The 20,091-nt window shown below is 50.2% G+C and carries 10 protein-coding genes; 4 read left to right on the forward strand and 6 right to left on the reverse strand.

All coding sequences use genetic code 11. The features are described from left to right. The first annotated feature begins 17 nt into the window (after positions 1–17). A complete protein-coding gene (locus GW590_RS24155; RefSeq protein WP_211186590.1) occupies positions 18–1,448 on the forward strand; it encodes a YopJ family acetyltransferase in 1,431 nt (476 codons plus the stop codon). A 242-nt stretch (positions 1,449–1,690) separates the two neighbouring features. Here GW590_RS24155 and GW590_RS02425 read toward each other — a convergent pair whose 3' ends face one another. Then, positions 1,691–1,975, reverse strand: a complete 285-nt coding sequence (locus GW590_RS02425) for a hypothetical protein (RefSeq protein ID WP_169401412.1) — start codon at positions 1,973–1,975, stop codon at positions 1,691–1,693. A gap of 311 nt (positions 1,976–2,286) precedes the next feature. On the opposite strand from GW590_RS02425, the gene GW590_RS02430 reads away from it, so the two are divergent. The 3 genes from GW590_RS02430 (at position 2,287) to GW590_RS02440 (ending at position 4,903) form a co-directional block, all read left to right on the forward strand. After that, the gene (locus GW590_RS02430) at positions 2,287–2,823 is read left to right on the forward strand and encodes a recombinase family protein (protein WP_169401413.1); all 537 of its coding nucleotides are present in this window, start codon (positions 2,287–2,289) and stop codon (positions 2,821–2,823) included. Further along, on the forward strand, positions 2,820–3,383 hold the full coding sequence (locus tag GW590_RS02435) for a helix-turn-helix domain-containing protein (protein WP_169401414.1): 564 nt from the start codon (positions 2,820–2,822) through the stop codon (positions 3,381–3,383). Before GW590_RS02430 ends, GW590_RS02435 begins: the two co-directional genes overlap by 4 nt. 98 nt (positions 3,384–3,481) lie before the next feature. Next, positions 3,482–4,903 (forward strand): RHS repeat domain-containing protein, encoded by a 1,422-nt coding sequence (locus tag GW590_RS02440; protein WP_169401415.1) that lies wholly within the window; start codon positions 3,482–3,484, stop codon positions 4,901–4,903. Positions 4,904–5,053: 150 nt separating this feature from the next. Here the strand turns inward: GW590_RS02440 and GW590_RS02445 are convergent, their stop codons facing one another. From GW590_RS02445 to GW590_RS02465, 5 genes are all read right to left on the reverse strand, one after another. Beyond that, positions 5,054–9,322 (reverse strand): SpvB/TcaC N-terminal domain-containing protein, encoded by a 4,269-nt coding sequence (locus tag GW590_RS02445; protein ID WP_169401416.1) that lies wholly within the window; start codon positions 9,320–9,322, stop codon positions 5,054–5,056. A 255-nt stretch (positions 9,323–9,577) separates the two neighbouring features. Then, the gene (locus tag GW590_RS24500) at positions 9,578–11,050 is read right to left on the reverse strand and encodes an RHS repeat-associated core domain-containing protein (RefSeq protein WP_169401417.1); all 1,473 of its coding nucleotides are present in this window, start codon (positions 11,048–11,050) and stop codon (positions 9,578–9,580) included. A gap of 187 nt (positions 11,051–11,237) precedes the next feature. Continuing rightward, a complete protein-coding gene (locus GW590_RS02455; protein WP_169401418.1) occupies positions 11,238–12,647 on the reverse strand; it encodes a YopJ family acetyltransferase in 1,410 nt (469 codons plus the stop codon). 68 nt (positions 12,648–12,715) lie between these two features. Next, positions 12,716–16,405 carry a Tc toxin subunit A-related protein gene (locus GW590_RS02460; protein WP_169401419.1) on the reverse strand — a complete coding sequence of 1,230 codons (3,690 nt, stop codon included), beginning with the start codon at positions 16,403–16,405 and terminating at the stop codon, positions 12,716–12,718. Continuing rightward, positions 16,402–19,950, reverse strand: coding sequence for a Tc toxin subunit A (locus tag GW590_RS02465; RefSeq protein ID WP_169401420.1), 3,549 nt, complete (start codon positions 19,948–19,950; stop codon positions 16,402–16,404). The genes GW590_RS02460 and GW590_RS02465 overlap by 4 nt, the downstream gene beginning before the upstream one ends. Between the last annotated feature and the right edge of the window lie 141 nt (positions 19,951–20,091).

Raw genomic sequence — 20,091 nt, forward strand, 5'->3', positions numbered from 1 at the left:
AAATTTGCGGAGGAGTTTTGAATAATTCAATTGCAATCAATAGATTATCTGAAACATATTGCTATGCACATCCAGGTGCCCGTCTGCAGAAAATCAGCCGGCATGCCACTAAAGCGACAGTGCACAGCCAAAGAGTGCGTTATCTGCCAGGGCTGGAAATTCACACCACGCATAACGGCAGCACACTCATCCACCAACGGCAGTGTATTACCCTGCACGGCCTGCGCGTTCTGCACCGGCAACAGGGAAAACCCGTGGACAGCGAAAACCATCAGGTTTGCTATAGCCTCAGCGAGCGTAATGGCAGTCGTACCCTTGAACTTGATGGTCGCGGGCGGATTATCAGCAGGGAAAGCTATTATCCTTTCGGCGGCACGGCCCTGTGGGCAACGCGCCAGCAGACGGCAGCGGACGTTAAAACCCGACGTTATTGCGGCAAGGAACGGGATGCCAGCGGGCTTTATTATTACGGTTTCCGCTACTATGCGCCCTGGCTGATGCGTTGGCTAAATACGGACCCGGCAAGCACAGCGGATGGACTGAACTTATTCGCCATGGTGCGGAATAATCCTGTTACCCTGCAGGACAGAGAGGGCTGCATCGCCACATCACTCGAGGCTATCAGCGGACTTAAACAAACAGCAAATATGCTCTTTACGGCAAATATTCAGCCAGATCAGACGTTTGCCGAGCAGGAAATCGCGCATTTCCCTTTGCTGGTGGAAGCCGCCAACCATTGCTATCCCGATCTCAAGCTCACTTATTTTTCAAACCATAAAGATTTTATTAAACAATTAGGTGAAGGTATTTCTTACGGGCAAAGTCGCTATATTTTCCCACCCTACGGGGCGCACCGCGTGCTGGTTGATGCGTTACGTACTGAAGATAATAAAATATCATTAGTCGCCTTTGATTCATTGGGTAGTATTTTAAGAGCCAAGTCCGATACTGAGAAATTTACCACTGAGCTAAATAAAACTCATCCTGGTACGCCTTTCGTTTCCTTTGCCACCGGCATACAGTCCTCTCCCTCAGGTTGCAGTTTCTTTAGCCTGGTTCTGGGGATCCATGCCAGCAAAGAGAAAGAGTCAGTCTTGCAGATACATAATGCCCTGCGTACCAGCGGTAAATATAAAGGATTTAGTGGGCAAGAATATATTGCCGATCGCGTTAAATCCACGCTGTTTGATTCGGCACCGCTTGATATCCTTCCTGAGGTTTTTTTCAAACATACGCAACGTAAAAGCCAAATGAAGTGGTTGGTCGAAGTCCGGCCTGAACTGGCCGAGAAGCCTGTCAATAAAAAACAGCAGACTATTCTGGCAAGACAATATAGCCTTTTGCGCGAAGACCTGCAGACAAATAAAAATTACTCATACTCTATCGAGCTAAAAAGAATATCACTTTTAACCTACGCAGAAAGTTACTTTAGAAGGAGAGCAAGTTAAGTCTAATGATGGGCATTGGTTTATACACACCATACAGCAACTATTACGCGGGTCCGTCACCTTTAGCTGCCGGACCCGCATTTAGCTTTAGTATACCGAGTCGCCCTCTCTCTCCTCTGACGATGAATACTTCAGATATTTAACGGGGTATTATCGCCCTTGCCGCGCCCCTATTTATTGATCATCGGAATGATCATGAAAACTAATCCGTTAAAATACAAACCATCCAATATGCTGACTTTTTATTTTCTACCTTTATTTTTGAGGAAGCTAAAAAGGTCTATTTTACTCACCGAGTTAATTAACACCTCACTTAATGGCAAGACACAAATGGCGGCAATCATGGCACAAACTTCCCGCTCCGGTATGCCAAGGCTACGATTTACAAAGGGTTCTAAAAAGTAACCCGCCAGACTGGTGATGATAAAAACAACAAAGCGTTCTTTTGTTGAGCGACGTCGTCGCCGTAAACAAAACAAAATAGCACCCACGGCAGCCGCGCATAACACCAATAATTCTTGCGACATATCACTCCTTAAAATAGTCTTATTAAAAAATTTATTATTATTTAATAAATATAAAAACCTTTTAAATATACATAAAAACCAAAGCCATAAAATGAAATAAAATAAAATCTTATTGCCCGACATTTCCTAAAAATAGACTTTTAGTATAGATGGACAAGCTTGATTAATTGAATTGTGATCGATATGAAAGGAATGAATATTACCAATCAATAGCATTTGCCAAAAAGGTTTTGCAGCCATTAATCTTCGAGCTATTAACTTAGTCACACTTGAATAAGTTCTTCTTATTATTATCACCAAGGGAAAATCGTATGAATAACCGAACTTTTGGCTACATATACCACGTTGACTGCGTCCACTCACGGAACTATCAGCGCAAGTCATTAATCGAAGCAGGTTGTGAAATTATTTATGAAGAGAAAAACATGTTTCAATCAATAGAATTGAACAAGTGTATTAATGAATTAAATAATGGCGATAAATTAATCACCCTGCGGGTGAACAAGTTATTTAGCAACCGTAAAATGATGCTTGATTGGTTAATTGAACTCACAAAAAGAAATATTACCATTATCAGCGTCGCCGATGCGCTAACGCTATCTTCAGAAAAGAACAGCTCGACTTTGCGTCTTTGTCTGGCATTAAAAAAACTGCATGAACAGCGAAAGAAAAAACATAAACTCAAAACCTGTCGTCCATGTCGCCTGACAGAACAACAAACCACCTTTATTTACCAGTCATTGCAACGAAAAGAAGCCTCGCTGACTGAGCTGGCGCAACGCTATCAGGTATCGCGCACTACGTTGTATACCGCCCTTAAACGTTTCAAAATGGAGAGCGGAAAATGAGTAAATTAATGCTGCCACTCTTGGGTTATCTACGTGGTAATAGTCTGGTCAGGGCACAACAAAAAGCGTTATTACAAAAATCAGGCTGCACCCGTTTTCTTGAGGATGACGATGACGGTTTTGCGCTGGCACCAGCACTACAGCAGGCGCAAAACCTGCCGCAGACACCGGTAACCTTAATCATGACCAATCTGGAAAGTCTTGGCGGCCCTCTTGGCGTGCAGCTTGAATGGTTACGCAAGTGGTTTTCTGATGGAAATCATGTGTATACATTGGATAGCGAGCTGGACAGTCTTCATTTTTCTGAGACAACAACGTTAATAGCCATTCTTGCCGGCCACAACCCCGATGCCACCCCGGCACCGGCAGGACGCCCAAGCGGTCTTTCCGCCGAAGCCCTGAAACTGGCCGAGCGTGCCGAAGCGCTTTATCACGAAAAAAAACTCAATGCCAAACAGTGCGCACGGCGTCTGGGTATCGCCCGCAGTACTTACTACCGCTATTTAAAACATCGCGGGATCCAGCTCGGCCCGGCAAAAAAACCGTCTGACGTCAAATAGGCCGCTTATCTGAGCCCCTTCTTATCATGGTACTGAGGCTATTAATGCAACACCGGTCACCGTAGCCTCAGTATGAATTCATCTATTTGGAGGTATAAATGTCAGTCAATCAGCATACCAATACGCCGACACTCTCGGTATTCAATAATCGGGCATTGGTGGTCAGAGAAGTCGCCTGGTATCGAATCGATAAAGAGAGTGAGCCACAGGCGCGCATTACCCGTCACCAGTTTGATAACCAGGGAAGACTGCGGAGCAGCATTGATCCTCGCTTATATAAAAATCAGGCCGATAAACCCAATTTTCGCTACCAATACAGTTTGAGCCATCGTCAACTTCGCTGTGACAGTGTCGATGCCGGGAGCAGGCAAGAGTTATTCAATGCGCAGGGATTGCCCATTGCCAGCATGGATAGCCGTGGAACTCTGATGCGACAGGAGTACGACCAGGCCAATCGTCTGATTGCCCGTTATGAAAAATTGCACAACGAGCACGAAACCTGTACTGACAGAATGACTTATGGGCCGCCAGATGCAGAAAATAATGCGCGGGGCCAACTGATCCGCCATGACGACCCGGCGGGTAGCCAACACACCTCCACTTTTAGCTTGTCGGGTAAGCCACTGGCTGAGACGCGTTTTTTCTTGCGCAGTATGGATACCCCTGACTGGCCGTTGCCACTCGCCGAACGTGAGGCACTCCTTGAGGCCGAAGGCTACACCACACGCTGGCATTTTGCCGCCAGCGGTGAAGTGCTCGAGCAAACCGATGCGGCCAACAATAAGCAGCGTCATCGCTATACCCTGAGCGGTGCCCCGGCCTGGTGTGAGGTCGAACTTGCAGATAAAACCATTATTCCGGTACTGAGCGAAATTGAGTACAGCGTATTTGGCCAGGCGGTGTATGAAAAAGCCGGTAATAACGTGATTACCCGCCGCGAATTTCGCCCGACAGACCAGCGACTACTGCGTATTCTGGTACGCGGCCCAGCCGCCGAGGGGCGGGCAAATGGCGCGATTTTGCAAGATTTGAACTACAGCTATGATGCCATCGGCAATGTGCTCAGCGTGCGCGATAATGCGCAAAAAACCCGTTATTTTCGCAATCAGCGCATTGATTTAATTAGCCAATATCGCTACGACAGCTTGTCGCAACTGATCCAGGCAACCGGACAGGAAAGTGTTAATGCCGGGCAACAAGGGCCACAGCTTCCGGCCTGTGAAAATCCTGATTCGGCCCAGTTGCGTAACTATACCCGCGACTATCGCTATGACGAGGGCAATAACTTGCTGACCATGCGTCATATCGCCGATAAAAATAACTATACGCAAACCATGGTGGTGTCACCAACATCCAACCGTTCGGTTCGCCAAACCGGTGGCATCCAGCCGGAGCAGGTCGATAGTTTCTTTGATGCCAACGGCAACCTGATGCAGTTAACCGGTAACCAGCAGATGACCTGGGATGGCCGCAACCAGTTGCAGTCGGTGGCACTGGTTCAGGATAGCCAGGAGCCGTAGTCAGTTCTCCACTTCCCCATGCACTGGCTAACATAGCGGCTGCATGCGGGACTCCACACTTAAGCGTAAATTTTCCCTCCTCCGTTTATTAAAAAATCCGGCCTCCTGCTATCAGGGGGCCGGATCGCCATGCTTTGCTGCGGGCGTTGATTAACGCCTGCTGGCAGACATTAACCAGTCAGGTCTTGCTAATCCCTGGGTATCATTGTTGTCCAAAGCCACGCTATACCACGGGTGATAAGCGACCTGTGACCACTCATTGTTGGCATCCAGCACATCGGTAGGACGCCCCAACGGGTCATACCACAGGCAGGAGCAATAGCCATATGCACGCAAGGCTTCATCGGCGAGATATTGCCAGCCATCAACAAAATAAGGCTGATATTCCCTGACCGGCTGGCCTTTATTGTTGTACTCCACGCGCTGACTCACCGCCCACCGCTGATTGCTGTAAGCCAGCAGCGGTTTACCCTGCTCATCCAACGCCAGATGACCTTGTTCGTCGCGGAAATAGGCTTCGCCCGCTTCAACATTATGTTTTGTCTGCAGGATACGGCCAAAACCATCACTAAAACTGATAGCAATACGGATTTGCCGCAACGGGTCGCCAGGATAGCGATCGCTGCTCAGACTGGCGCTGCATATTACTTTGCCGGTTAACTCAAACCTGTCGATGGCATAAAAATTGACGCTGGCCAGATCGCCCAATGCCTGTTCCGGCTTGTTCAGCGCCTCTTCCAGCGTGCTAATGGCGAAGTCGTGATCGGCGAACTTGCCAAACCCTGTCGACTGCCCCTGCTCTTTCCCCTGATAGGTTGAGGCGATAACCCGCCCCAGGGGATCGAAAAGATTCGCTGTCACCGTACCTTGCGGATCAGTCATCCGGGTGGGTTGCAGCAGACGATAGTCGTAGTCGGACTCGCTCACCAATCCCGCCGCGTCGGTGACCTTAACCACGGTCAGCAAATATTTGTCGTATTCGATCAGGCTATAGGGATGGGCTTCGCTGGCCCGTTGGCGCAAGAGGCGGAAAAATTGCTTCTCGTCGCCATATTCACTGAGCGCGCTGCGTAGCAGCCATAAGGGTTCCCCTGTTGCACCACGACGATAACCGGCAGCCAGTAACGCCTGCTCCAGCGCTTCGCCCTCCAGCCATCCCGTATACGCCGTCAATGCCTCGGCATCAAACTCTGCGCTTTCGCTATAGAGCGGCAGACCAAGTGGATGAGGTTTTCCGCTGGCATCGGGTTGTAACACCACGCGTTGCCAGCCAGTCTCGGTACGTGCTGCCGAGTTTGCCGCCAGCCAGCCATCTTCTGTTTTCAGAAACTCATAGCTGATGCCGTCGGTGGCCGGGCGCAGTGATGCCGGAAAGTTGAGCGTTGCTGTGCTCGCCTGATTCGGTAGCCCCAGTCGCCAAAAACCCGCCTCTTCGCGATGCTGATATTGAGTGCGGATTTCCTCAATACGCCAGTAATCCTGTTGTTGGTCAAAAGAGTGCGCCCACCATTTGGCCTGCGCCGTTTCCGCAGCAAACGGGCATACCGGTGCAGCGCGGCGCGGCGCATTGATGCTTGCCTGGTACTCTGGCAAGCCGCGCGCATCCCATGCCAGTAACACCTGATGAGTAGCCTGCGGATCGCTGGCGACACCGTCATAGATCCAGACGTGTTGCTCAAGGACCGCCGGTTGGACAATCGCCTGATCCTGCCAGACCGGCATTTGCAGCAAGCGCAACAACGGGCGCGTTGCGGATACGCTATAAGGCACCGACATGCCTTCCCCGTAGACTTCTTGCCGAGACACCGACCCTTTCAAGGCGCGGTTAAGCGGATGAGCCAATGCTGTTATTAACGCCGCCGAAAGCGGAATATCTCCGTTTTCAGCAGGCTGAGTACAAAACATAGCCCCCACCGGCTGACAGTCTTCATCCTGGTAAAACCCGCTTCGATCCAGCGGTCCACCCGTGTGATACCAGGTCTTATTGATCACCGCGGCAGTAAAACCCTGTTGCCGGTCGGGGAGACTCAAGCTTTCGCTATCGCGTTGGATAACCAGGCCAAAGCCATTAAATTCGCGCTCACGACCATCAAACCAGCCGCGACGAAAACTGTATTGGGTTGTGGTGCAATTACCGCTGATTTTGTCGCGGACCTCAACACGCTTAACCAACTGGACCGGAAAAGGCAATCGTGATACCGCGTCGGGATTTTCCTGCTTTTCATCGAGCCACTCTTGCGCCGAACTGCGATAGAACCACAGTGTTTCGCTGCCCAGCGGGTTGATTTGTTTATAAAGCAAATAGGGTTTAACCGGGGATAAATCCAGTCGATAGTGACGGGGAGAAGGATAAGCCTGGGTGAGGATCAGACTGGCGAACCCCTGACCCGAAAGGTCGGCGAAGGTCAATTTGCTTAACGAATCGATACGCTCACCCGGTGGCAGCGGCAGTATCAGCGGATTTTCGGTGTCAAAACCATTACCGCACCGATTACGAAACACCAATAGCTGATCCGGCTGCGCAATAATAATATCTACCGCGCCACTGCCATCGAGATCCGCCAGACTGATTTGCGCCGGATGGAGCTCTCCGGGGGCGAAAGGCAGCGTCGCCAGCAACAGCGGCTGGCCAAAACAACCATGCCCCAGATTGGGCCAGCACTGTACCTGGTTGTGACGAATACGGATCAGATGCTGCTGACCGCTGCCCAATACATCGCTGAAGGCCACTAACTCGTCAATCGCGCTACCCTGCAAGGGCAGATCTTCGCCACTATGGGCAATATCAATCGGTGCGGCAAATTCGCCGCCTTGATTACGATATAGTCTGACGCTGCGCGGACCAATCAGACTTAAATCCGCCAGATAGCCGCCCAGTACCGCCATTTGTGCCTGCGGATGGTGAAACTCACTGGGAAATGCCTGATAGGGAATAAAATCGGACCAGTTTTTGTCGCTTTGCGCGGTAAAAAAACCGGCGCCGCCGGGTTGAGATACCACCCAATCAAGATAACCGTCGCCGGTCATATCGGTAAGTAATGCCTGTGGCGAATCGGCCAGACCCAGCGGTTGCTGCGGCAAAGGCTGTTCATCGCCGTAATCCACGTCATCACCACCGCTGCTGGCGCGCTTTGCACACCGATAGCGCCAGCCTTCGGCAGAACGATATAAAATCCCGGCAATACCTTCACCATATAAATCAACCCATTGATAATTGCCGCCGTCGCAGATCTGCGCCATTTTCTCCATTTTCTTCCAGCTTTCGGCGCTGGCATTGGCCGTAAAACCGCTATACTCCTGGCGCAGTGAGGGCAGTCGGGCCATTTTATCCGCAACGGCATAACCAAACTGGTCAACGCTGTCGAGATGAGTCAGATACGGCGATTCGCTATGATTGAGACGCAGGCGAGAGACTAAAACCGGTTCCGTCCCCAGTTCGGCAAAACGATGAAACATCAACGCCTGGCGGCAAAGTCGCAGCGTACGCAGCTCAAAACCCAGGGCATAATCACTGTGCGGATCCTGGCGAAGTGGCCATTGATTACTGACCTGAGCCTGATAAAGCGGTGTCGCGTCATCCGTGGCGGCATATTCACCGTAGTCCATCACCAGTTCAAAATGCCAGTCAGCAGGCATATTAGCGGTTAATAAGTACGGCAGAGTCTGGGCGGTTCGATTGCCATACCTGGCACGATCCAGATAGCGCTGAGCCTGGTGATCGCGTAGCAACTCACCGGCATTCAAGCCAAAATCGTTCTCGCTACGATATTGATAATGGATATGCTCGCCGGTTGGCGACAGGCTCTCTTCCAGCAACCAGCGGGCAATACGTTGTTGCGGTGCTGCGGGGTCGGCTATGCGCGCCAACTCGCTGAAGCCGTAGATATTGATAGATCCATCAACGCCGCGCACCATCCAGAAAGCGGTTTTACCTGCCGGGCCATTGTCATTGGCCGCGGTCCAGCGTTCAATCTTGCTGAAGTCACCGACAATGCGTGGCATAAACTGCTCTACCCGATAGCTGGCGTTGAGTGGTTGACCGAGTAACTCGCTGACCAAATCAACCTGTGCTTCTCCCTGCTCATTGCACACCGCAACCAACACTTCGCCGTCGGGACCGGTGAGTTGATCGTTGTCATTATAGGCGGGCACTCCCTGGTGGCTGCGGCGAGCTATCATCGGCAGGGGCATATTCCAGCCCATGCCAAAAGCGCTATGGCCATTGCCGCTGGCGTAACTTAACAACAGTGAAGGCATAAATCCCCGTCCCAAACTGATTGGTAACGGAATTTGCACCCCACCCTGACCGGTGGCACCCACACTGTCTAAACTCTGTCGTATACCGGTAAGGGCACCGCCGCCTTTTGGCAAACTGACGGAGGGGATGGCAACAGCAGCAGACCTATTCTCTGAAGGCATAATCTTTCCTTTAACAATGAGTGACAGGGAAACAGCGGGTCTTGATACCTATGGCAGCTAACCCGTCGAAAATAAAAATAAGCTTACTCAGCGGGTTATCTCACTAATAGTGAGTCAGGCTTTGCAGACAACAGTACGCAGGATCGGTCAGCGTGCTTATCCAGCACGCTGAATACCCGCGAACAGGGGAAAGCCTGCGATTAATGGGCCACCGCAGACTTACCTCAACCGGGGATGCATAACCCGCTAATAGCCCTATCTGAGCGAGGACATATTGACGATCAAATGCTTGTTTTTTTGTTTTGCTACCAATGGATTACGATTAAGGTTATTGGTATAGGACACTATTGCCTGGGTACAGGATGGGCAGGGAGATAGCAGCGAGTTTATCTTTAAGGTAAAGGGGCCATTAGGATCAAATACAATATTACGTATGGCATTTAATACTTTAATCTCAGTGTCATTGACGCGTTTTTCCGGGTTATTGCCGCTACTGCAGGCAATGGGAAAAAAAATACTGTCCTGGGCAGAGATACCATTAGTAATAAAACTATAACCGCCGACATCCTCAGAGCTGTAACCCGTATGAGGTTTATTCGACAACGCGATATAATTCCTCAACACTTTGGTTTTCCCTTTGCCTTCTAATGTCGCGGTAACAATATTAGCCTTGGTCACGGTGCGTACAATATCAAACAGGCGGCCTGAAAAATTTTTATGGGCCGGATCAACAGCGGCTATATCTTTAATCGCTTTATCAATATTTTTAAAATTGACAACACTATTCTGGTTATTGCGATCGGCTTTTAAGCTGTTGGCCAATTTTTTAGTGGTGGCAAAGGTGTTCACTTTCTGCAGGACCTCCAGCGCACTGGTTAAAAATTCTTTTGCGTCACTGGCGCTCATCGGCATATCCAGATCGCCGCCCCCCGTCTGCGTATGGAATTGTTTGAGGTTTGCCACCGCGGCAGGGTTAGCGGCAGAAAGCTCTTTCATTAAATATGTCCCCTCCTGGCCCATGGACAACCCCTGGAGAGTGGTCAGAAAGGTATTACTCTCGTCATGAGGTAATTGGGTGGCGAGACGCGTGGCCAGGCTGGTGTAGTGGGCATTTTGATGCAGCGAATAAAGGCCCGAGGCCAGTGCGCAACCATCGGGATCGCGGAAGGTTGTCGGGTTATTGCGTACAAAGCGACAGATATTCAGACCATCGGCTGTTCCTGCCGGATCGGTATTTAGCCAACGCATCAGCCAGGGAGCATAATAGCGGAAGCCATAGTAGGACAAGCCGCTGGCGTCTCGCTCCTTACCGGAATAGCGTATCGTTTTATAGCTGGCTTGCGTCTGATTGCGCGTAGCCCAGAGCGCCGTGCCACCAAAAGGATAATAGTGCTCGTGGCTGATAACTTGCCCCTCGCCGTCCAGTTCCAGGGTGCTACTGCCGATATCGTCATTGGCGCTAAAACGACGCTGCTTATTGTCCGCCTGCGTTGGCTTGCCCTGTTGCCAGCAGAGAATCCGCAGACCGTTAACGCTAATCACCAACAGCTTTTCAGTTTGGAGTTCCGCACTGGCTGTGGTGCAGATCTCCAGCCCAGGCAAATAACGCACCCGTCGTTGCCGTGTAGTGGTTTTGGTATTTAGTTGATGGTTTTTTAGCAGCCGTTGGCCTTCGCGAGCATAATGATAGCTTTCATATGAGCGATTATTTATAAGAGTGACGTTCATTGTTTATTCCATGCTAATTTTATTGCTCAATATAAATCCATATTGGTCCGTAAAATAGTCACCGTAATTTGCCATTACGATAAAAGATTACTGCCAAGTAAAAACAACCTATATTTACACTTCTTCTACTGGTTATCCTCGCTCGGCAGGTTATTTATTTAACATCAAGTCGCTTATACAGAAATATTTATTTTTGAAGGGCTCGCCTGATTAAATTAATCCTTTTATCTTCAATGGACGCACTATAAGTGCGGCCTTCACGCTGCAAAATATAGGCTCCTTGCCTGGCCATAATGCTATCGCGATAAATATCGACATCAGGTTTATTTTTGTTGGTATCAAAGTACTCGGTAAGGCGTTTTTTAGAGTGAGTATGCTTCATAAAACTGACAGGCAAATAGAGTGATGAATATTCTTTGGCTATTACCCCGAAGTCTATATGTCGATTTAACCCACCAGCAAGGTGCTTGTGATGTAAATCATCCATGGCTTGCTGCTCGGCATACATTTTTAACGAAAAGTGAAGACTGAAAATACCACAATCTACCGGACTATTTTGGATATTGGCTTCGATCATGGCAACTTTGGCAGAGGGGATCTCTGCGTCAACTGCACTTAATACTCTGACTGCTAATATCGCTGGCCCATTTTTATTCATATTGGCGGGTTCAACGCCAATAACCGATATCTCGCCAGAGTTAATAGAAATATCTAAAGCGGCGTAGTGAATACCCACGCCCATATTGACAATAAACTGCCCGCGATAACCATCGGCGTGATTGTCTTTTAATTTTTTCAATTCACTCACAAACTCTGTGGGCGATCTTGCCAGATCAAGATTCATACCCGGCTTTCTTTTCTTCTCGTTCTCAATTAAATGCGGCAGAAATTTAGTATCAAAAACATGAATTTTTGGGTGTTGCATGTTTTCTGTATAATATTTCCTGGCTTCATGCAGATAATCAAGCATGGTTGCTGTTGTTGCAATACTGCTGCCGGGGGTGGGGGAAAGCCCTTGCTTATCCCGGAAGGTAACGGGATTATTTTGCACCATACGAAAAAGATTCACCCCATCCACCGTACCCGCCGGGTCGCCATTAAGCCAGCGCATCAGCCAAGGCGCATAATAGCGGAAGCCATAGTACAACAGCCCGCTGGCGTCCCGCTCCTTGCCGGAATAGCGTCGCGTTTTATAGTCGGCTGGCGTCTGATTGCCCGTGGCCCAGAGGGCAGTGCCGCCGAAAGGATAATAGTGCTCGCGGCTGATGATTTTTCCCAGGCCATCGAGTTCCAGGGTGCAACTGTCGATGTTGTTGTTGGCGCTAAAGCGGATCTGCTTAGGGTCAGCTTGCGTGGGTTTGCCCTGTTGCCAACCGAGAATACGCAGGTTGTGGACGGTAATCACCTGCAACTTTGCCGTTTGTTTATCTGCACTGTCTGTGATGCGAATTTCCAGCCCTGGCAGGTAACACACCCGTCGTTGGCGTAGAGTGGCTTTGGTATTAAACCGGCTGCTTTTAAGCACGCGTTGACCTTCTCGAGCATAGTGATAACGCTCAACGGAGCCTGGCAAAGCAAGAGTCGGGTTGTCAGTCATATATGATCCTCTATAAAACCCCGGCCAGCGAAAGCACGGGGTTTTATATTAGTCAGCGAAAAAAACTGTTATTCAGGTTTAGGCTTCATGGCGTCACAGACGGCTTTCGCAAAGGCATCACCGCCGTTTAATGCCCGATACCGCACTTTGACAATGACATCGGTCATACGCTCGAGCAGCTGTTTCTGTGCCGGGTGTCCGGCGACATTAGGGAAACTCAGCTCCCAGCTCGAGTGGACGCCATTCCCCTCAAACGGCAGATAACGTTCATCCGCCAGATTCTCGACAAATAAACCGCCATCCTCAAATCCGCTGGACAATGCCACCTGCTGGGAGGCTCGCAAGTTACTGCGAATATTGGCCGAGGTGATCTCGCCGCCAGCCAACCGGGCAAAATCCCCGGCATCTGCTTTTAGCAGAAAATGGCTTGAGGTTTGGGTCAACAACGCGCTGATGTTTTGATAAGGCCCGATAACCGCCGGCACCGAGAGGGTTATCTGCACAATACGGCGTTGATAGAGGCCGGGGTAACGCTGCGCAAAGGCTTTTTCATTAAGGCTAAAGGTAAACTTGGCATCCCCTTGCGAGGTTTTCACCACCTGATCCCAGGCTTTCTGACCGATCAGTTCTTTCAGCGAGAGGGTGTGAGTCAGCTCTAAATGACGCTCATGACGCAGCAGATATTTCTGCTCCATCTGCAGCAGGCCCAGTTTAAGATTTTCACCGCACAACAGACCATATCGCGCTTCGTTCCAGTCATCTGCGCGCAAAGGCGAAGGCTCATTAAACCAACCGGTGTCGCAGCGCCATGCCGCTTCGGTCGCCTTGCACAGGCTGACCGCAGCGTCGCGGGCCTGGCGAAACAAACCGCGCAGTTGGCCGATTAACCATTGGTACAGCTGGACATTGCTGACGCGCTGCGCCCAAAACTCCAGCAACTGATTAAATTGCTGTCCCTGAAACCGGGTTTGCGCCAACTGTTTGGCATATTGGGCATTTTGCTTTTCCTGAGCCTTGATTTGCGCATCTATCTGGGTTTTCTCATGCTCTGCCAGCCGATACTGGATTTCCCAGTCCTGACGGCGACGGTGATACATGGCGGTCGATTGCAGATTGCCAGCCACGGTATTCAGTGCCGAAGCCACACCTTGCATCAGATATCCCGGAATACGGGCCGCGCCCCCCCAGCGTTGACCACCATTTGCCATACCAAAGGTATTGGGGAATAAATCCAGCGCCTCGCCCCCCGCAAAGGCATAGCTGGCCCCACTATAAAGTGCCCCGGCAATGATCGAGTGAGTCATCGCCTTACTCTCGTCATCACTGATATTTTCGTCATACAGTTTCTTGTAATGATCATAACGCGTGGTCGCCGAGCGTTTTGACTCCCGCAATGCGGCAAGGCTTTGATCGCCCATATCAATAGCTTGCTGCTGTAAATCAAGGGTATAAGGCAGTAATTCCTTTTGATGGGTTAACTGCAGTTTATCCAGTTTTAGCTGGTCCTGGCGTTCCATAAAACCTTGCAACTGGTTGCCAAACTGAATAAGCGTTTCTACCGCGCTCTGCGCCCGGGTATGCATCACCTGAAAGCGGAACGGCGGCACCATCAGGCTATTTGCCGAACCGGTGCCGTTCAGGCTCTGCCCGCTGGCCAAACGACGCTGTAGTTCTGCCGGATTACCGGGGGCATCGTATAGCGGCAACGTCAGTGGCTTGCCGTCGAGGGTCAGGAAATGACGCAGGTTGTACATACGCGTTTGCAAATCATCCCAGAGCTGTTGCAAGCCACTATCCTGTGGCAACAGGAACGGGGCATCGTAGTGGGCGGCGGCGTAATCATCGGCCTGCAGCGGCAGTTCACTGCCTGGCAAACGTTGTTCCAATTGGCGCAGGGCCTGGTTGCTTGTCTGACTGAGTTCACCGAGGGTAACAGGCTGCCAGCGTTGTGCCGTGGCGCGTTGCGGTTCGCCCCCCAGCAGGGTAAGCGCCTGCACATAGAACTGTTTCGCTTCATTAAGGCCGTCGCGGCTCAGTTCGCGGTAAAGCGCATCGCCCTGCTCCATCAGGAAACGAATACGGTTAGCAAACAGCGCTTTTTTATAATAAATCGGATGTGCCACCGCCATGGCATTGGCATCGTTGGGGGTTTTCAGGCGGGCATTCTCCATACCCGTTTCCTGCAGTGGCCGCACTTGCCAGTAACGTCCCTCTTTTTTATGCGGCGTAAACAGGCGATTAAGCCAGCTTTGCGCCTCGCTGAAATTCAGTTGTGCCGTATAGTGATTGGCAATTAACCAGGGGACATAGAGAAAAAGCTCCCAAAAATAACGGCCGTAGGCACCGTTAAAATCGAGCGACACATCCGGTTCGCCATCGACCACAGCCGGTTCGGTCAGATGCTGGGTTTCCCAGCTAAACAGCGATCCCAAACTACTATGGGCACGCGGCACCATTTGGCTGGCAAACTGGGTAGTGAGTGGATAGTTTCGCGCCTGGTCGCCATAGGTGCTCATATAACGTAATGAATTCCATTTATCTTCCCAAATATTATCGGCCGGCTTTTCCTCATCCGTTTCTGATTTATTGGCATCGTCTTTATTGGCAGTTGGTTTCACCGCTGGCTCGGGTGCTTTAAGCTGACAGAAAGAGCCGTTATTATTGTGCGTCAGATCTAAATCTTTTTGCACCAGGAAAATAGTATCACCGCTGGTGGCTCCCCCCTCTTCGCCTTTGTATTTAGCAATCATTCCCGCAGCAACACCGGAGTCTGGTTGCGAATTAAGTAAATCATCCAACACAAAGCCTTTTGATTTAGGGGATCCGGCAAGGCTTAGCCCTATCATGGATTTCCCCTCAAAACCGGCGGCAATAATATTGCCGACCATAACAAAATTGCAGGAAAAATCATCTATTGACTGCTCAAAGCAGATAGACCAGTTGCCATCCAGCTGTTGCTGGCCCAGGCGCAACGTACATTGGTCGGTTTTTTTACCTTGTTCATTTTGCAGCTGTTTATTTTCGGCCCAGGCAATATAGAGACGACCATTGCGATACATCGGGCGAATAGATTTATCCTCTGCGCCATTAAGCGGCAAATTAATCTGTTCCCAATTACCCCAGGCATTCAGCGAAGGCTTCAGATTCTCTTTACCATTGGTTTCTGACAAATCCAGGCAGCGAATATAGAAAGTCATTGGGGAAGTGTAAGTGCGGCCAATAAAATAGAAACGGGCACTGTTAACATCTTTTCCAGATTGATACGCACTAAGAATTTTCAGATTGCTGATAGTCTCAAAATTATTCAGATACTCCAGTATGCCTTTTTTAATACTGTTTTCTTGCAGTTTACCCTGGCTCAGAGTTTGCAATAATGTGGTAAATTCGGCGGTCTGATACTGGCGCATCGCCGGATCAAGATAGTTTTCAGGGTGGCTTTCCAACTGGCGCAAACCGGCCCACAGCGAATAACGATGCTGCCACTGTTGCCACTTTTCTATTTCGTCGGCTTGCGCTTTCAGCCCCGGTTCCAGATCCTGACTAATACGTCCCAAATATTGCTGCAGGCTGGCAATTGCTTCGCCAACGCGACTGGTTGTCACTTTTTGGGTCACACCGGGATCGATAAGCAGATACTCATACAATGCATCAACGTCGGTGACTTTATCTTTCAATGCAGCATCTTTAGCAATAACGTGATGAATATAATAGGCTACCAGCGCCTGATGCTGTTGCTCTGCTAATGTAGTGAAAATCATTGTTGTGACTCCTGAAATTTTGCTCTCACACAATTGAGCAGGGTGTGGGCCAAGGTCTGACGGCTATCAAAATCACTAGCGGGTGTCATTTGTGAAATATGATGAATGTTGTCCAGGCTGAGTTCGGTTTGATTAAGCAAAGTCTGTTGACGGATAAGGAGCGCCAAACCGTGCATCGAGACAGGTTTTTGCGCCAGGGCCAATTTGCAGTCGCTGTCGTTAAAAGCAAACAAGGCTTGCAGATGCTGCTTATTTTTTTCAGCACGCTGCTGCGACTTGCTGTCGGCATTGAGGGCGTAGAGAGCGATCTTGTTGACCGGTGAGTTGGCATTTTTCAGCCATGACAAAATCAGTGCTTCGCCATCCTCAACGCTGTCACGCAATTGCGCGAAGCTACACAGGTGATAGAACAGCTCCAGCGTCAGCACCGCGTCTGTCGGCCGATTGGGAGTGCTGTGCCACCATTGCGGATTGTCGATCAGGCTGGTCAGTAACGCCGGGCTAAGATTGAGCTGTAGAACAACTGCTGCAAACATACTGATTTTAAATACAATAATTCGTACCGTTTGCGGTGCGGTCTCTTCGCTCGTTACCAGCGCGGCATTAAGCAGTGTTTGTTCGCTTTCACCAACCAAACGCAATAATAGTGGCGGAATTTGCGACATCAGCCCGAATTTATTACTGAGTTCATCGCTGACCGTTTTACGCTGCTTTTCCATATCAGCCGACAGGGCCATCGCCAGCGTTTTTTGCACTTCTGGCAGCGTGGCCAATTTCAGATCTTTAGTCGCCGCTATCAGTAGATCGGATAAGGTGTCGCTGGTTAAGTCACTGTGGAAGACACCTTGTGGATCCACCAGCGAGTTGAGTACAGCGAGCCAATCGATCGCCACTTTGTCGTCATCTTGCGTCGGGATATTGTGATTATCGATCCAATGGCGGGTGATCAGCGAACCGCTTACCTGCGCGGCCAGTGTCTGTAACCAGCTACGCAGCGGGGGAGTATCGGTTATCTGCTGACCGCGGGTCACCAGTTGGAGCAAGGTGCCTGGCGCAATGTGGTTTTGCTGCAACCAGCGCGCTGCCTGCTCGAGCACCATCATCACATCCAGCATATCGGTTTTATCTTCTGTCGCTAAAAAACGCTCGGCTTCGGAACGGGATGACAGGGTCGGTTTACCGGCAAGTTGCTGCCAGACATTTGCCGGTTCGGGGAAAATCAGGTTGACCAGCGCCACACCCTCTTCGGGTTTATAACCCAGCAGACGAAACAGCGAGGTCAGGCGATAAAATGCCGAGACCACTGCCAGTGAACGACGTAATTTATCCGGGAAGTGGGTTAACTCATCCCTTTTACCTTTGCCATTTCCATCGTCGACCTCGATCCATTCCCAGGTATCCCACTGTTGCGCCACCAATGGCGCCAACAGACGGTATTCGTTGGCATTAATTCCCAACCCCGAACAGAGTTGCATAATCCACACCGGCAGCGGATCGGCGGGACTATGCTCAAAAGGCAGACCGTCAAGGATCATGGCATTGTCTGTCGCACTATTTTTATTAAAAATACGATCAAACAGCGGTACACCGCGGCCAATGGCATAAGGGCTGATTTCATTAAGCAGAGCGGCAAAGTGTTCCGCACTGACGCCATAACGTTGCTGCCATTGTCTGAACACACCCAGCGCTCGTAATGTGTTATCGCTGAAAGTCAGGCTGGCGCTGTGGTTGCCCTCTTCGGCTCGCATGCAGGCGGTGAGCAACAGATCCAACTGTTCAGGATTTAATTTTTTATCATCAGGCGCTAACGCCTTCTGTAAACGGATAAAACGATGCAGACGCTCGATCAGTTCGGGAGAACCGGTCAGCATCGGGGCATCCGGCGAGGAGTCGTCAATGGTAATGCGAGGCCCGCGTGCAGCATGCAGATAAACCGCACCATAATGATAAGGTGCCGGGAAACTGTCTGCACTTTTGCCTGTTTTGCACAGCGCATTTTGCGGCGGGCAATTGACCGAGATGCGTGGCCTATGATCTTGCTGGCAAAGAAGCTGTTCGAGTTCGCTGCGCGTTAATTGACAACGGGCTAATACGCTGGCCAGCGGCAAGCTGACAACCGACTGATAAGGCGTGTCACTAAGCCGTTGGCCATAGTGTTGCAGACAGTAACTCTCAGTATTTCGCTGATGCACGTCGGCATTTTTACCTTCAATAATAATGGCATAACTAAATTCGGCGAAAACCCTTCCGCTGTTGTTATCTTTTGCCTGTAAACGCAGGGTACCGGTATAGGACTCGTTATCACCGACAACCGGAACATCCTGTAAAGTCAGCTTCAGGTAGCGTTTAAGGGGGACAGTTTCATCGGTTTTTACGTCATTGATATAGCGTGAATAGGACTTTTTGTCGCTTTGCTGAATATTGACGCCGTGCACCTTCACTTGCCTGGTGGCTTGTGAATCTTTTGCATTGCTACTACAGGTGATGGTGAAAATGGTCGCTTTATTCGCTTCCCAGTCCAATACCAATTCATCCGCCGCCGGTTCGGCAGTTACCCTGGCATCGCGTGGGGTAGTAAAGGCGTAGCGATAGGCACGGCTTTTGCCGGAAGTCTGGCCGCCGACCACGATGGGTTTTAGCGTGTCTGGCGTCATCCAGGGGACCAGGCTGGTAATATCCGGACCGAGAATTTCGTCGCCCTTTTTACGTAATACACCGGAGTAAATAACCGGCGCCTGACAACACAGTGCCGAAAGTTCAGGGTTGGTGGCAAAGCCGGTACGTTGAGCACGGCGCATAATCGTCGTTTGGGCTATATCTTGCGCTAAAAAAATCGGCTGTTCGGCGTTTTCCAGCATCACTTCATCCCAGCGGGTCTGGCATGCCTGCAAACTCTGCGTAATGGTGCTCCCCGGCGCATCGTAAGGTAAGGTGAACGGAAAACGGCTGGTTGCCAGGCATTCTGCGCTGGAGAGCATTTTGCCATTCTGGTCAGACGCCTGCTGCTGCTCGATCCCCTGACTAAGAATTTCATTGACCAGGTCCTGCGTGCAGACTTCAGCTTTATGGCTGTTGGCATCAATCAGCATGTTGGCCAAATCGGGACGGCGATGTGACAATTTATTGGCCTGCGGGGTGGCAGACTGTTCAATGTTTAGCGCGGTTTGATACAAATTATTCAAGTAGGCTGCCGGTGAATGCGTCGCCTCCAGACTGTCCGGCAGACACAGCTTGCCCAGGTCCTCCGGGAACAAATTTGGGTAGGTCGGAGTTTCTGCCAGGCCCAGAGGGCTGTTGAACTGCTTAGCCGACTGATCTACCTGTCCTAATGACTTGAGATAAGTATGGGTGATCTGGCTGGCGCGGCTCAGGGCAGTATCGTAGAGTGCCGTCGCCTGTTCCGTGGATAACTTGATGTCATCAACAACGCCATTAACCATTTTGTCGATAAAACGTTGCCGACTCTGTCTGACAACATCAAATACCGACTGAATACCAAGTTTTTTTAGCTGTTGATAAAGTGGATATTGCTCAATATCTGGCATGTGTATGCTCCTGGCTTAAAGTGCGCGATAAGGACCGCACCTTGTCGATGCGGCTTATGTGCAGATTAAAAAGGAGCAGGTATCATTAATACCGGTAAACTGCGAAGGACATTTCCCATGTGCCAGATACGCCAGGCACAC

This window comes from Rouxiella aceris, assembly GCF_012933545.1.
GTDB classification, from domain to species: Bacteria; Pseudomonadota; Gammaproteobacteria; order Enterobacterales; family Enterobacteriaceae; genus Rouxiella; species Rouxiella aceris.

Bases quoted from the DNA above. Each gene is read 5' to 3' on its own strand.
- GW590_RS02425 (WP_169401412.1), bottom strand. From the start codon at position 1,975: ATGTCGCAAGAATTATTGGTGTTATGCGCGGCTGCCGTGGGTGCTATT.
- GW590_RS02430 (WP_169401413.1), top strand. From the start codon at position 2,287: ATGAATAACCGAACTTTTGGCTACATATACCACGTTGACTGCGTCCAC.
- GW590_RS02435 (WP_169401414.1), top strand. From the start codon at position 2,820: ATGAGTAAATTAATGCTGCCACTCTTGGGTTATCTACGTGGTAATAGT.
- GW590_RS02440 (WP_169401415.1), top strand. From the start codon at position 3,482: ATGTCAGTCAATCAGCATACCAATACGCCGACACTCTCGGTATTCAAT.
- GW590_RS02445 (WP_169401416.1), bottom strand. From the start codon at position 9,322: ATGCCTTCAGAGAATAGGTCTGCTGCTGTTGCCATCCCCTCCGTCAGT.
- GW590_RS24500 (WP_169401417.1), bottom strand. From the start codon at position 11,050: ATGAACGTCACTCTTATAAATAATCGCTCATATGAAAGCTATCATTAT.
- GW590_RS02455 (WP_169401418.1), bottom strand. From the start codon at position 12,647: ATGACTGACAACCCGACTCTTGCTTTGCCAGGCTCCGTTGAGCGTTAT.
- GW590_RS02460 (WP_169401419.1), bottom strand. From the start codon at position 16,405: ATGATTTTCACTACATTAGCAGAGCAACAGCATCAGGCGCTGGTAGCC.
- GW590_RS02465 (WP_169401420.1), bottom strand. From the start codon at position 19,950: ATGCCAGATATTGAGCAATATCCACTTTATCAACAGCTAAAAAAACTT.